The following is a 14,379-nucleotide window of genomic DNA, read 5'->3' on the forward strand; positions in this document are numbered from 1 at the left end:
TTCATTTTTTAACACTAACCTAACTTTAAAAACATGAAAACAAACCGACACCTATTATCAATTTTACAATTGCTTCTGGTAACTGGAATTGTAATTTCCTGTTCAGACAATGCAAATCAGAAAGCACAACCGTTACTTGGGACAAGATCCGTGCAGATAATCAAGAACAAAGGTCTGCAATTCAGGGATCTGAACAAAAATGGAAAACTTGACAAATATGAGGACTGGAGACTGTCCGATGACGAAAGGATCGCTGATCTTGTCATCCAGATGACACTTGAAGAGAAAGTTGGTTTAATGTTCCATCCCAATATAGCAGTTCCTGCTGACGGAATTGTCAAATACGATTTCACTGAAGAGGAGAAAGCTGCAATGGCGAATGCCGCCAATGAACAATACGCAGGGCCGATTGGTCCTGGCGGCCAGGCACCGGCAGGCGGCGGAATGGCAATGGGACAGATGAGAAGAACTGCAACTGCCAAATCATTTATCGAAGAAAAAAACTTCCGAAACATCCTCAATAATGGTGTTGCACCTGTAAGGGAATTCGCTACATGGTCGAATAAAATGCAGGAGATCGCTGAAGCTACAAGACTTGGTGTACCTATAATGTTTTCAACCGACCCGAGGCATGGGGCTACATTAGGTGCTCATGTAAGCGGGAAACAATACTTCTCTCAGTGGCCAAGCAAGGAAGGCCAGGTTGGAATAACTTCATCGCGTGATACAGCAATTGTAAGAAAATTTGGAGAGGTTGTAGCCGAGGAATATCGCGCTGTTGGGTTACATATGATACTCGGTCCCCAGATAGATGTTATGACTGAACCAAGATGGAGCCGCAATATGGGCTGCTTTTCGGAAGATGCAAACCTTACTTCAGAAATGCTTGGTGCCTTTATGGATGGGGCACAGGGTAAGAACATCGGAGCTAATAAGATCCTGGTTCATCTGAAACACTGGCCCGGTTCAGGTCCGCACAAAGGGGGTACAGGACAATGGCTTGTTTACCCGGGAAATAATATCGATTATCATCTTATTCCCTGGAAAACAGGCATAGCAAAAGGTGCCCTGGCTGCAATGGGTTATTACAGCGGGACCTATTCTGATTCTCTCAATGTGAATTATTCATACCACATGTCAACAGAAGTACTCTATAATCAGTTGGGATTCAAAGGCGCAATCTGTACCGACTGGGGTGTTGTAAGCCGTGGTCCTCTCAAACCAAGTTTACAGGGAAAAACTACATTGAAGGATAACATGGAAATGATTATCAATGCCGGCGTTGACCAGATGGGCAGTGAAACAAATAACAACCTTGTTATCGACCTTGTAAAAGAAGGTAAAGTAACTGAACAGAGAGTAAATCAGGCTGCCGCAAGAATTCTTCAGTGGCACTTTAAACTTGGACTTTTTGAAAATCCTTATGTCGATCCTGAAGCTGCAGTAAATACTGTCCAGAGTGAAAAAAACCAGAAACTGGGATATCAGGCTCAGCTTGAATCAATTGTTCTGCTTACCAATGATGGTGTTCTTCCTGCTAAAGAAAATATTAAGATTTTTGTAGACGGAATTGACAGGGATATCGCAGCTAAATATGCAACCCTGGTAGATGATCCAAAACAAGCAGATCTTATACTTGTCAGGGCAGCCACACAGGAAGAGAGAGGTTTCGGAGGAGGCCCTGCAGCCCAGAGAGGAAATGCAAATCCTTTCGCACCCAGGGATGTTGACATTTTATTCCCGTCTGCAAAATGGGATAACATAAAGGTACTCGCAAAAACCGGCAAACCTGTTGTTGTTGCCTTCAATCCCTCAGGTTCAAGTTGCGTATTGCCTGCTGACTTAAAACAGGTTGTAAAAGGAACCATTATGATCTTTGACGCCCTTGATAATGCACTGCTGGATGTTGTGTTCGGAAAATTCAATCCGATCGGAAAACTCACATTTGAGATCCCTTCATCGATGGATGCAGTCAGAAAGCAGCTTGAAGACGTGCCATTCGATTCTGAAAATCCTGCCTTTAAATTTGGCGAAGGATTGTCATATACTAAATAAACAAACGTAATAAACCACAGAGTGAGAGTGTGAGACTGCCGGCTGGTAGTCTCACACTTTTTTATGAATAATTATTTCCAGAGTTTTTCCCCGTACTCCCATCCCTTGCGAACCGGTTCCTTAATATAGGCAGCCAGTTCAGGATGATTGGTGACTTTCATATTTGCAGCATCATATTCTATACGGGTATTGAATCTTTGAGCCAGAACTCCTGTTAATGCCATTTCGACCAATCTTGTGGAATAGTCGAAATTTGAGCCGGGCAGTGTATTATTCTTAATGGCTTCACACCATTCGCGCTGCGGATTTTCCTCAAAGACTCTTGGTATTGTCGGTGCCGGCAGAGTTTTCTGAAACTCGGTCCATTCTTTGCCCGGCAATAAGATAACAGGATTATTCGGACGACCTCCTGTCATAAGACAATGCTTATCTCCTACCATTATCATACCGCTTCCCGGCAGCTTCTCAAGGTTCCATTCCGGACGGTTCTCAGGCTTCAATCCTCCTTCGTACCATCGCATTGTTACAGGAACCTTATTCCCTCGTGCCGGAAAATCCCAACGTATTATGGCTTTGTCAGAAACAAATCCGTTATCCGGAACGGGGGTCTTGAACTCTGTTTCAGTAACTTTAGGCATTCCTAAATCCAACGACCAGAAAGGGGCATCGAGGGTGTGGCAACACCAGTCTCCCATTTCACCATTGCCGAAATCGAACCAGCCACGCCATGTTTTTGGAGCATAAATGCCATTGTACGGACGGTATGCTGCTGGACCTAACCAAAGATCCCAGTCTAAATATTCAGGAACAGGCTGTTCTGCCGGCGGAAAACTTTCAGGCTTGTCGAAATACTTTCCTTTGCCAAAGTCCGGTCCGTCAAACCATGCTATAACTTCGGTTACATTACCCAATATGCCGGCTTCATACCATTCCTTAACCTGACGAATACCATTGGTGGCATGTCCCTGGTTAGCCAATTGAGTAACTACCTTATAATGTTTGGCTGCTTTCTGCAGAGTCCTTAATTGCCAGATATTATGAGCAAGGGGTTTTTCAACAATAACATGTTTGCCAAGTTCCATTGCCGCCATTGCAGCAGGGAAATGAACATGGTCAGGTGTACAGACCATAACTGCATCAATTTCTTTGTGCATCTTATCTAACATCACTCTGAAATCTCTGAAGCGTCTGGCGTCTGGCATTGCTTTAAAACCTACAGCAGCCCTGCTGACATCAACATCGCATAATCCTACTATGTTTTCATTCCATGTAGGATCCTTTTGATTGATCAGTCTGCTCCAGTTAGCCTGGCCTTGTCCGCCAACACCAATAACTGCAACATTAAGCCTGTTCGCTGGTGAATTACTTATAAGGTTGGGGATAAAAAAAGCACCTGCAGTAAGTGCACCCGCTGATTTAAGAAAGTCTCTTCTTGTTGGTTTCATAGGTTTTATGGTCTTTATGTTTTAACATTTAAATATATGAAAAAAATGATGATCACGATACCTAACATCACTTATAAATCAGTTACACATTTCTCCACTGTCCGACTCATTACAATTAGATAATTCATTTAACATAAAAAAACCTGGTACTTTCATACCAGGTTATAATTGATTCCATCAGTATGGACCTTTATACTTCAATTGGCATATTAAAGGGTTTCCTTCCTCCATCAGGGCGAGACAGGTAAGCATTAGCTTCCTTGTCGTTTAAAAATTTCTCGGTTTTAGTATCAAACTCCAGTTTTCTGCCAGTACGATATGCTATATTTCCCAGATGCATCATTGCTGTCGACATATGGCCGCTCTCAATTTCAGCTACCAGATTTTCCCTCTTACGGCTAATTACACAATCGACAAAATTCTGGAAATGATAATCAATTCCGGATTTTGTGATTTCGTCCCATCTTGGATTCGGTTCAAGATCTGCTTCGGTCACCACCATTGATGGTTTAACCGTTCTGTCCTGGCGTGCTCCGGTAGCAAATGCTGCAGTACCTGTTTGTCCTCCTGCTGTTGCCGGCCCTCTGCCACCCTGAAATACCTGGAAATTCTCACCCTCTATAATTGCATAGCCCTTGGTCCCAAGCCAGAGGTGGGTGTATGGTTCACTTGGCGTAGGCAGACTTCTGACTTCCAGTTCCATAACGGCTCCATTTGAGTATTCAAATGCTGCAACCTGGAAGTTAGGGACCTCCTGATCTGAAGTTTCTTTATACGCGTAAAAGCCACCGCAGCATGAAATCTTCCTGGGATGTTCATCGATTTTCATGCCGAGTCTGATAATGTCCATTACATGTATTCCATTATTGCCGAATTCACCTGTGCTGGTGTCCCAGTACCAGTGCCAGTTATACATGAAGTGGTTTTCATTGAATGGAATCATTGGTGCGGGCCCTCTGAAAAGATCCCAATTGACACCTTGAGGAACTGCGGTGTCAGGTTTTCTGCCAATATCCGGTCGGGTGCGGTAAACGGTTCCGCGTCCCATGTAAACATCCCCGATAACTCCCTCTTTAAGGAGCTGAATTGCTTTAAGTGAAAGTCTGTTTGATCTTCGTTGAGTTCCAGCCTGAACGATTTTATCATATTTTCTTGCTGCCTGAATCATTTTTCTTCCTTCGTCAACATTATATGATATTGGCTTTTCCACATATACATCCTTGCCGGCCTGGCAGGCGTTGACTGCCATTAGAGCATGCCAGTAGCCCGGTGTGGCTATTGAAATAACATCCAGATCTTTATCTTCCAGCATCTTGCGATAATCAACGAAAGTTTTGGGCTTTTCACCTCCCAGACCTTCTATATCGGCGATTGCTTTTGGGAAGAGATAATCAACACAGTCACAGATAGCTGCAACTCTTGTCTCTTTTATCTTTGTAAAATTGGCTGTGTGCCCCATTCCCCTATACAATCCTCCACGGTCATTTAATCCGATAACCCCGACATTAATCCGGTCGCTCGGTTTTACCTGCTGGAATCCTTTAATATAAGCCGGTGCAACTGCAATACCGGCACTGGCCAGTATTGATTTTTTCAGAAAAGTACGTCTGTTTGCTCTCATCTTTACAGGAATTTTGATTGGTTTCCATCAAATTTAATAAAACTTATAATATAATCATACCTCTCCGGTAATCTCACCCAAACAATTATTTGCTATCTCAGGGTCACATCCAGATAAACTGAATGACGCCCATACGTTTCATAAAAAGGTTTAAATACAACACCGTCAATATTAAACAGTAGCTGCTCAGCGTCACCTGTTATTGATTTACTTATATCCTCTGCATTTAAAGTTACTTTATGCCATTCTGTTACAGGTTCGGTCTCCTGAGCTGCGAGAAGAACCGGTCCGTAGAATAAACTTGCAATATTCTGCTGATCCATAAGCGGTTCCAGGTAAAACTTAAACGGCATTTGCAGTTCGACAGTGTCACCATCTTTCCATTTGCGGCTAAGTGTAAGATAGCTTCCCGGCAGAGCTTTAACATTTATATTCTTACCATTTATTTTCACAAAAAACCCATTTGTGGCCCAGTGCGGAAGGCGTACATTAATGTCAAACCTGCCATTGCCTTTTATTGAGAATCGTGTACGGTCTTCATTTGGATAAGATGTTGTTTGCGTTACAGTTATATTCCTTTCTGTCCATTTTAATGTTGAAGCGATATAAAGGTTCACATACAGTGATTTGTTGTCGGCGCTTCTGAAATAAATTGAGTTTTGAAACTTTGTATTACTCTCAAGAGCCGTACCGTTGCAACAGGTAAAACCTGTCATATTTGGATTCCCAAACTGCTTAACAGAACCAGGTCTGAGAGGTACATGATAAGTATTTGCAGGGGTGTTTTCTGCAACAGAAGCGAGAATATGATTATAGAGTCCGCGCTCATAATAATCCATTAACTCTGCACTCTGATCAAATAGGAACAGGTCTCTGGTAAGTTTGAGCATATTATAGGTGGCACACGTTTCATTCTGCCCTCCTTCTGCGAAACCATTTTCATAAAGTGTTGCCGGCTGGGCAGTAAAGCATTCAGCATTATTAGGATTACGCGCTCCTGCCACCCCTCCTATACTGTACATATAGTCATTAGTGGCAATATTCCAGAAATTAAAAGCTATGTCGTAGTATTCAGGAGAATTTGAAACACGATAAGTTTCAAGCGCCCCGATTACCTGAGGTATGTGCTGGTTGGCATGTAACCCCCGAAACAAATCAACATTCTTCGCCAGTCCGTGAGAATGTTCAGCATCACCAAAAAACACCTTAATGTTATCAAATAGTTTTGCAACTTCCAGATAGCGGGGCTCTTTGGTTAAACGGTACAGTCGCGCCATTGCTTCATTCATACCCCCATACTCACCTGCAATATATCTGTTCCACATGCTTATAAGTGTCTCCTGGGGCAACTGACCCAGACGCGCATAGACCCAGTCAGCCATACCTTTTACTATATCCAGAGCCTTCTTGTTGCCGGTGATTTCATAAATATCCATCAAACCGGCCAGGTTTTTATGAAGGGTATAATATGGTGCCCATATCTGAGTATTAGAACTTCCATAGGTGGCTCCCTTTTCCAGCATTATAAACTGATCCGGAGGATATGCACTGATAAAACCTTTTCCCCAGTTCCAGTAATCTGTCCGGATACCATTTTCACTCAAATCAGAATCAAAGTCCGGTTTACCCGGACCCGGTTTCACAGCTCTTGGATCAGACACATGTTCTCCTCCTTCTGTTTTTGGTTCTCCCGACATTTGTGATAATTCATACAGAGTATTCACCATGTAATCCATCTTACCTGCAAAATTTGCCTGAAGCGACTTATCGTATCCGGTGCCTGCATATGCCTGAGCAATGGCGCTGAGATAATGCCCTGTGGCATGACCGCGCAATTTAGTCAGCTGACTATCCCATACGCCCATTGGTTTTGCTCCTTCCGGCTGTTTCTGACCGAAGGCATTACGAAACATATAGAGGAAATTGTCAGGATTGGTTTTGGAAAGACCTGTCAAAAATTTATCGCGGTTCTCTATAAATTTGGTATTGTGATTGTGACTATCGGCGTTTAATAGAACCTGATCGAGACTGAAGGCTTCCAGACTCCTTTTTGGGGCAGAAGGTGCGGAAGCTGCTTTAACTGTTACATATGCTTTTGGGTGGATATCTGTTCCTGTGACCTTCCCGGTTATAGTAAATGTGCCGGTTGTAAGTACCTGGGAATTATCAGAAGGCGATGGCCAGATCACTCTGACATTAGGACCTTTCGTACCATTTTTGTAAATACCTTTTACATAACGGGGTAATTCAGGAAGATTCCCGACGATGGTTTCAACCTGTATATCGGGTACACTGCTCAGAAATTGATTATATAACTGTGGCGTCGTTTCTCCTTTTCCGTCCAGGATCTGAACGCCGTTTTGCGCAAAAACTGAAGTTATATTTAAAGAGCAGGAAATTACTATCCCAATGAATAGCTTAAATATTGTCATAATTCAATTCTTTAAGATTCTATATTAAAGATGAAGCTAATCAAATTTATTTAGTCAACATGTTCAATAATAATTTTTGTCGCTTTAATGTGTGAAAATTGACAGCTTATGATTATCTATACACCCGGATTTATTATCTGACAATCTATTTGGACTGAATAAAACTAATGAATCTTCTTATGAAAAAAATATTTATATTATTCCTGTTTTCCAGTGTGTTAAATGTTTCACACAGCCAGACCAAAGGCCTTACCGATAATATTGTAATAACATCTGAAAATGAAAAAACTCTCGTCCGGACAGGAGAGAACGGGGAATTATTAATCAATGTATCTCGTGAGGATGTGGTTAAATTTAAGAGCGCCGGGTTTGTAAGCTACAGTGACTTCGGAGCTATAGGCGACGGCAAAACAGACGATATAGACGCAATAGCAGCTGCACATGCTGTTGCAAATCAACAGGGACTACCTGTCAAAGCCAGCGATGATGCAACTTACTATATCAGCGGAAAGAACCGTTCAGCTGTTATCAGGACCGATACCGATTTCGGAAAAGCTTCATTTGTGATTGACGATTCTGAAGTACAAAACAGGAATGCAAATGTTTTTATTGTCAGTTCAGGTCTGCAGAGTTTCAAACCTTCAGGAATTACTTCGCTTAATAGAAACCAGGACAAGCTTAATGTTTCTTTTCCACAGACATGTCTGGTAACCGTCACTAATTCCAACGTAAAACGATACATAAGGTATGGAGCAAATCAGAATAACGGTTCATCTCAAACGGATATATTTATAGTTAACAAGGATGGTAAAGTGGATATGAATGCACCGATAATCTGGGATTTCGATCAGATAACAGATATTACCGCCCTTCCGATTGATGAAACGCCACTTACTGTCAAAGGAGGATTATTCACCACCATTGCCAACAGCGCCGAATCGAAATATAATTACTACAGCCGTGGAATAGCAATCAGGCGTTCAAATGTTCTGCTGACCGGAATGGAACACCGGATAACAGGTGAAGGAGATCATGGAGCACCTTATGGGGGTTTCATTAATATCGGCGATTGTGCCTACGTTACGGTCAGTAATACAATTCTCACAGGTCATAAAGTTTATGTAACAATCGGTGCTGCAGGAGTTTCAGTATCAATGGGAACATACGACATATCAATAAACCGGGCTCTCAATGTGTCATTTATCAACTGCACACAGACTAATGACATCAGAGACAACAAGTACTGGGGAATATTTGGTTCCAATTACTGCAAAAACCTTCTTTATGACAATTGCATCTTATCAAGATTTGATGCCCACATGGGAGTAGCCAATGCCACAATTCGTAATTCAACCCTCGGACATCAGGGCATCAACGCAATTGGAAGCGGTACCTTTAAAGTGGAAAATTGTACAATATATTCAAGAAACCTGATTAATCTGCGCTCGGATTACGGAAGTACCTGGCAGGGAGAGTTTTATATCAGTAATTGTGTACTTGTTCCTTCTGCAGGTAAAACAACAGGCACAAATATTATTGGAGGCTCCTATTCAGGGCAACATGATTTTGGTTATACCTGCTATATGCCTGAACGGATCACTATCGAAAACCTCCGGATTGAAGACTCAAATTATTCTGAAAACTACAAGGGTCCCACAATTTTTGGAAATTTTAATCCGGAATATATCAGCGATACATACGTGGAAAAATTTCCCTATGTCATAACAAGGCAAGTAGTTCTCACAAAAGTGACAGTTGCTAGCGGCAAGACCCTGAGAATAAGCGATAATCCATTCATGTTCAGAAATGTAAAGATAATATCCGACCGCTAGTTAAAAAAACAGGTTTGAAATTATGTCAATCATTAAATTTTAAAATCATGAATCGGAAAAAACCTGTAATTTGTTGTTAAATCAGATAAAATATTAAACATTGCACAAATAATACTATTTACATATTTAAAACTTTTTACATGTTCAAAAGACTAATATTTCTCCTTCTCATTATTCTTTCCGGCTGTAGCAATCCGCCAGCTCCAGAGAAAAAACCAGTCACAAATGATTCAAATGTTAAACCTAAGACGGTTGCTCCTAAACCTGTGGCTAATCCCTGGATAATCAGTTCTTTTGCGCCAAAGGAAGGAGAAACAGTGGGAACAAAGTTTGTAAGATTCGTTACTGAAGGAGTGTTTTCAGATTCAACGAAAACCAACAACTACCTCTATGCCGAGGTGCTTGTTAATAAGGAAAGTGCCGGAATATTCCTCCATGAGATGAAAAAATCAAGCCCTTCTGAAAAATTCAGTGAGCCTGTTCAGATTAAAATGACAAATTCTGAAGGAGTGGAACTTCAGATGACTTCTACCAGAAGATGGAATAGCTCGGGAGGTATCATGATTGAAAAAAACAATAACGATTACAGCCAGTTCAGAATCTTTCTGTTGCAAAACAGTGGTATTGTTACTGTTGAGGTAAAAGATCCGGGAACTAAAATTTATAATTTCAGCATAAATACAAGTGGTTTCAGCGACTCTTTTACGAAATTGTAAAATTATAAGTACCGTAGCCCTTACGGCACTTAGTCCCCGGGCATCAAAAAGCTTTAATAAGACCTGCTGAATCTTCTTTTACTTTATAAAATAATTTTTGTCTTTTATGATCTGACTGAATAACCCATTCCGATTGCTGGAAAAGTTACTTTCAGGATTAAGACTGGAAACAAGAACGTAATTTTCTCCTGCACCATTTCTATAGCATCTGACTGAAGAATTCAAAAGATTATTACCTTCTATAATGATCTGATAATCGGGATTCGAAACAGGTTTAAAACCATCAGCAAATTCCTGTCCGTTTAGGTTCGCCAATGAATTCAGGAAGTTAGAAACGGTAGTTGAATCTGCCTTCTCATTGCCGGCAAACCAGCCTGCATCCTTTTTAGTGAGAGTATAACTGCTGTCACCGGGAAACACAAATTTAACATTGAGAATATCTTCCTTCCTGCACCTGAATATGGTCTTATCGCGCCAGTCAGAGAATTTGCCATTAAATGTAAAAGAAAGGAATCCGTCAACAGCATATACTTCCTTTTCACCATAAACCCTTACATAAGATGTCCCTTCAATATTGTTACCCCCAGAATACCCATATGGATTTGCTACCTGTTTATAGGTTAATTTGCCTATCAGGATATCAGTAAGCTTTTTGCCTTTACTATTTAAAAATTTCACTCGTACTGCGAGGCTGTCGGTAAGTTCAAATTCTTTCCAACGTGCCTCATCAACTGCTGCAAGGCTCTGTGGTTTTATTGAGATAATATCATTGAATATGTTCTGAACTGATCCTGATGCAGGATTGGAGATTATATTACCCTGTCTTACTGTCCATCTGTCTTTTTCTTTTACAAATTCAAAAGGTTCTCCGGTACTTGTCTTTGGATAAAGTATGATTTTAGTAACTGCAGTGGTATCGAGATCAACAAGTGATCCTTTAAGTGTGGCATTATCTTTGGGAACCTTAAAAACAAAAGTAAATAAGAGAATAACCACCAGGATACCAAGAACATAAATCAGCTTTTTGTTATCAAACCTCTTACTCATAATTTACCTCCATTCTTTTAATGCGTTTATTGCGGTTGACCTGCATCCTTATAAGCCCATATACCAGGATCAGGACTACCGGAGCAATGAAATTAAACCACTTGAGAAATGCCCTCGTGCCATCAGCTACCTCTTTAATAGGTCTTGATGTTACCTCTTTTGTTCTCAGATCAATTAGTCCGGTCTCATCAGAAAGCCAATCAATTGAGTTAACAAGGAGGCTTACATTATCAGGAGGGAGTTGTACTCCTCTCTGTTGCCCGTTTACCGCAAAATCTCCATCTGATACAACTATCAGCCTGGAATTCATGTCGCCTGACAGTTTCCCTTCAACAATTCCTGCCACAACCAAATCGGACATTGGGAAGTCATTCTGTGTCCATTGCTTCTGAATATCAAAATATAAAGGAGCTCTCAGGCTGCCTGATTTTTCAGAAGTATAAGCCAGTGGAATGAATTTTTTCGTTGTATCACCAGTGAATGTTATCGGACTGGCGAATTGCAGATTTACCGACTCAAGTCCTTTAACAACAGGATTCTGTCCAAACTTCTTGATAACAGGCAAATAAGGGAATGAGATCTGTGTAGACATCATGAAATTACCCTGCTGTTGCTGAACATTTACAGCACCACAACTCGCATCAACAATAAAGTTGTCAGAAATGCTTAAACCTTTCTGCAAAAGCCAGTTTTCCATACCATTGCTTACCGGCTTGCCGGTTGTTGTTGAAAAATCACCATCAACCCTGTTCAGAGCAAGAAAGATATTTCCACCACGGGCAAGAAAGCTATCGAGTCTTTTAAGCTGCATGGGTGGAATAGTATCAGTTGGTCTGACAATTGCAATTGTCTTGAAATTGGCAGGTATTTCAGCAGTATCTGTAAGTTTATATGATTCAACCTGGTACAAAACACTCAGATGGGAATAAGCCTGACTTATTTCATTAAGTGCCGGCTCACCATGGCCTTCAATAAATGCTACCCCCGGCTTAAACGTGACAGACAGTTTTTTGATAGCTGTTGATAACGCATATTCCATTGCTGCACCGGGCTGGAAAAAAGGGATTACTTCTTTTCTGTCACCAACAGAAACAACTGCTCCCATAAAAGCTTTCTGCTGTTTTACCTGGTCTTTTTCCCTTACATTGATCATAACAGGCTGAATACCGTTTTTAACAGCTTCCTGTTCAAGAGTTTCCTTCTCATTTGGATTGATGAACCTGTAAACAACCATACCAGCCGAACGTTGGCTATATTCAATTAACATATCCTTCAGGTTTCCTGAAATATTGCCAATATTAGCAGGAAGATCATTTGAAAAGTATGCATTAATTGTAACCGGTTCTTCAAGATTGCTCAGAATATTCCGGGTAGCTTTACTCAGCGTAAATTCTCTTCCTTCGGTAAGATCAATTCTGAAAAAGTAATTATCCGACAGAATGTTTACTATCAGAATTATTGCAACTATCAGTAGTATATAAGTCGATATTTTTACACTCTTCATAATAGTCTTGATTTTGAAGTTTTACCACTTAACCGTTAAATGCATTACGTTTTGAAAGTGAAACCTCAGTAAGAAATAAACCGAGGAAGATAACCGATGCAAAATAGATCAGGTCCTTCGAATCGAGCACCCCACGGGAGAGGCTTTCAAAATGAACTGTCATACTGAATGAGTTAATTATCTGTCCGACCAGCCCCTTCATTCCGGAGGCTATCATCTGGAACAAAAAATGGAAGAATATTCCAATGAACAACGCTGTAAGAAAAGCCACAATCTGGTTATTGGTAATACTGCTGGAGAATAGTCCGATACTTGCATATGCTGCACTGATTAACAAAAGAGCCAGGTAACCGCAGATTGTTCCTCCGGCATCTATATTGCCGATTTTTGCTACTGTTACAACATAGGGTAGTGTGAATAAAAGGGCTATAGCAATAAGTAACAGTGTTGCCAGGTATTTTCCGAGAATTACCTGTCTGTCAGTTACCGGTTTGGTAAGAAGCATTTCAATTGTTCCTGATTTCTTTTCTTCAGCAAGCATTCTCATCGTGAGTGCTGGTATGAAAAAGAAAAGGGTCCAGTAGGCAATTGCAAAGAATGAACGGAGGCTGGCCTGCCCTATAAGGAAAATATCCGAACCTGAGATCCAGGTGAAAAATCCTGTGAATCCAAGGAAAAGTATAATCATTATAAAGGCTATAAGCGAATCAAAAAATGAACTCAATTCACGTTTTGTTATTATCCAGAAAGTATTCATAATTTCCAGCTATTAATTCATAGTAAGTTCCCTGAAGATGTCTTCAAGTTTTGTTTCAAGAGGTGTCATCTCTGTCATGACCCATTTGTTATCAACACACATTCTGAAAATCTGTCTTTTAACATCCTCTGTTGTGCAGTGTACATCAAACCTGTTCATCTGACGGTCTGCAAAATCAACTATTTTGACATTCTTCAGAGCCTGAAGCGATTTAAATACCTTGTTGGCATCTCCATCTTCAATCCTCACCCTGATAATGTCTGTTCCCTGCGCCTGTTTTCTCAGAGTCTCTGCAGTACCATCGGCAACGATCCTGCCTTTATTGATAATGAAGATCCTGTCGCATGTAGCCTCAACTTCCGGCAGGATATGTGTGCTGAGAATAACCGTTTTTTCCCGTCCCAGTTCGCGAATCAGTTTTCTTATCTCAGCAATCTGGTTCGGATCGAGGCCTGATGTTGGTTCATCAAGTATCAGAATTTCAGGATCGTGGATCATGGCCTGTGCCAACCCCACTCTTTGCCTGTAACCTTTTGAAAGTTCTCCTATTTTTTTATGTTTTTCCTTGTTCAGGCCTGTAATCCTGATCATTTCAGCAACCCTTGTATTTACACGGTTTTTATTGATACCATGGATAAGCGCACAAAACTCCAGATAATCCATAACTGCCATATCCTGATATAAAGGATTGTTCTCGGGAAGGTACCCTATGTGCTTTTTTATTTCGTACGGATCCTCTTTCAGCGACATGCCACCGATATACACCTCCCCTTCATCTGCTGAAATGAAATTTGTTAATATTTTCATTGTAGTGGTTTTCCCGGCTCCGTTAGGACCCAGAAATCCAAGGATCTCTCCTGTTGCCACCTTAAGCGAAATATTGTCAACAGCTTTCTGGGCACCAAATTTTTTTGTCAGATTCTTAACAACTATATCCATATATGACTGGTTTATTGAATATTAGTAATAA

10 protein-coding genes are annotated in these 14,379 nt (G+C 41.0%); 3 read left to right on the forward strand and 7 right to left on the reverse strand.

Annotated features, from left to right (window positions below; all coding sequences use genetic code 11):
- The first annotated feature begins 33 nt into the window (after positions 1 to 33).
- Positions 34 to 2,055, forward strand: a complete 2,022-nt coding sequence (locus tag IPJ16_16665) for a glycoside hydrolase family 3 C-terminal domain-containing protein (GenBank protein MBK7628798.1) — start codon at positions 34 to 36, stop codon at positions 2,053 to 2,055.
- 71 nt (positions 2,056 to 2,126) lie between these two features.
- Here the strand turns inward: IPJ16_16665 and IPJ16_16670 are convergent, their stop codons facing one another.
- From IPJ16_16670 to IPJ16_16680, 3 genes are all read right to left on the reverse strand, one after another.
- Positions 2,127 to 3,500: a Gfo/Idh/MocA family oxidoreductase gene (locus IPJ16_16670; GenBank protein ID MBK7628799.1), complete on the reverse strand. Its 1,374-nt coding sequence runs from the start codon at positions 3,498 to 3,500 to the stop codon at positions 2,127 to 2,129.
- 190 nt (positions 3,501 to 3,690) lie between these two features.
- A complete protein-coding gene (locus tag IPJ16_16675) occupies positions 3,691 to 5,121 on the reverse strand; it encodes a Gfo/Idh/MocA family oxidoreductase (GenBank protein MBK7628800.1) in 1,431 nt (476 codons plus the stop codon).
- 92 nt (positions 5,122 to 5,213) lie between these two features.
- Positions 5,214 to 7,553 (reverse strand): glycoside hydrolase family 127 protein, encoded by a 2,340-nt coding sequence (locus tag IPJ16_16680; protein ID MBK7628801.1) that lies wholly within the window; start codon positions 7,551 to 7,553, stop codon positions 5,214 to 5,216.
- Between the two features lie 179 nt (positions 7,554 to 7,732).
- On the opposite strand from IPJ16_16680, the gene IPJ16_16685 reads away from it, so the two are divergent.
- Both IPJ16_16685 and IPJ16_16690 read left to right on the forward strand, forming a co-directional pair.
- Entirely contained in the window at positions 7,733 to 9,385 is a 1,653-nt protein-coding gene (locus IPJ16_16685; protein ID MBK7628802.1) for a hypothetical protein, read from the forward strand.
- A 140-nt stretch (positions 9,386 to 9,525) separates the two neighbouring features.
- Positions 9,526 to 10,101 (forward strand): hypothetical protein, encoded by a 576-nt coding sequence (locus tag IPJ16_16690; GenBank protein MBK7628803.1) that lies wholly within the window; start codon positions 9,526 to 9,528, stop codon positions 10,099 to 10,101.
- A 78-nt stretch (positions 10,102 to 10,179) separates the two neighbouring features.
- On the opposite strand, the gene IPJ16_16695 is transcribed toward IPJ16_16690, so the two are convergent.
- The 4 genes from IPJ16_16695 to IPJ16_16710 are packed head-to-tail and all read right to left on the reverse strand — an operon-like array spanning position 10,180 to position 14,348.
- The gene (locus IPJ16_16695) at positions 10,180 to 11,148 is read right to left on the reverse strand and encodes a DUF4340 domain-containing protein (GenBank protein ID MBK7628804.1); all 969 of its coding nucleotides are present in this window, start codon (positions 11,146 to 11,148) and stop codon (positions 10,180 to 10,182) included.
- Complete coding sequence (locus IPJ16_16700; GenBank protein ID MBK7628805.1) at positions 11,141 to 12,652, reverse strand: Gldg family protein; 1,512 nt, start codon at positions 12,650 to 12,652, stop codon at positions 11,141 to 11,143. Before IPJ16_16700 ends, IPJ16_16695 begins: the two co-directional genes overlap by 8 nt.
- 28 nt (positions 12,653 to 12,680) lie before the next feature.
- Positions 12,681 to 13,409, reverse strand: a complete 729-nt coding sequence (locus IPJ16_16705; protein ID MBK7628806.1) for an ABC transporter permease subunit — start codon at positions 13,407 to 13,409, stop codon at positions 12,681 to 12,683.
- Positions 13,410 to 13,421: 12 nt separating this feature from the next.
- Positions 13,422 to 14,348 carry an ATP-binding cassette domain-containing protein gene (locus tag IPJ16_16710; GenBank protein MBK7628807.1) on the reverse strand — a complete coding sequence of 309 codons (927 nt, stop codon included), beginning with the start codon at positions 14,346 to 14,348 and terminating at the stop codon, positions 13,422 to 13,424.
- Positions 14,349 to 14,379: the final 31 nt, after the last annotated feature.

Source organism: Bacteroidales bacterium (assembly GCA_016709865.1).
GTDB lineage: Bacteria > Bacteroidota > Bacteroidia > Bacteroidales > VadinHA17 > LD21.

Excerpts from the sequence above, each read along its gene's own strand:
- IPJ16_16690 (MBK7628803.1), top strand. The coding sequence starts at position 9,526 with ATGTTCAAAAGACTAATATTTCTCCTTCTCATTATTCTTTCCGGCTGT.
- IPJ16_16665 (MBK7628798.1), top strand. The coding sequence starts at position 34 with ATGAAAACAAACCGACACCTATTATCAATTTTACAATTGCTTCTGGTA.
- IPJ16_16675 (MBK7628800.1), bottom strand. The coding sequence starts at position 5,121 with ATGAGAGCAAACAGACGTACTTTTCTGAAAAAATCAATACTGGCCAGT.
- IPJ16_16700 (MBK7628805.1), bottom strand. The coding sequence starts at position 12,652 with ATGAAGAGTGTAAAAATATCGACTTATATACTACTGATAGTTGCAATA.
- IPJ16_16670 (MBK7628799.1), bottom strand. The coding sequence starts at position 3,500 with ATGAAACCAACAAGAAGAGACTTTCTTAAATCAGCGGGTGCACTTACT.
- IPJ16_16680 (MBK7628801.1), bottom strand. The coding sequence starts at position 7,553 with ATGACAATATTTAAGCTATTCATTGGGATAGTAATTTCCTGCTCTTTA.
- IPJ16_16710 (MBK7628807.1), bottom strand. The coding sequence starts at position 14,348 with ATGGATATAGTTGTTAAGAATCTGACAAAAAAATTTGGTGCCCAGAAA.
- IPJ16_16695 (MBK7628804.1), bottom strand. The coding sequence starts at position 11,148 with ATGAGTAAGAGGTTTGATAACAAAAAGCTGATTTATGTTCTTGGTATC.
- IPJ16_16705 (MBK7628806.1), bottom strand. The coding sequence starts at position 13,409 with ATGAATACTTTCTGGATAATAACAAAACGTGAATTGAGTTCATTTTTT.
- IPJ16_16685 (MBK7628802.1), top strand. The coding sequence starts at position 7,733 with ATGAAAAAAATATTTATATTATTCCTGTTTTCCAGTGTGTTAAATGTT.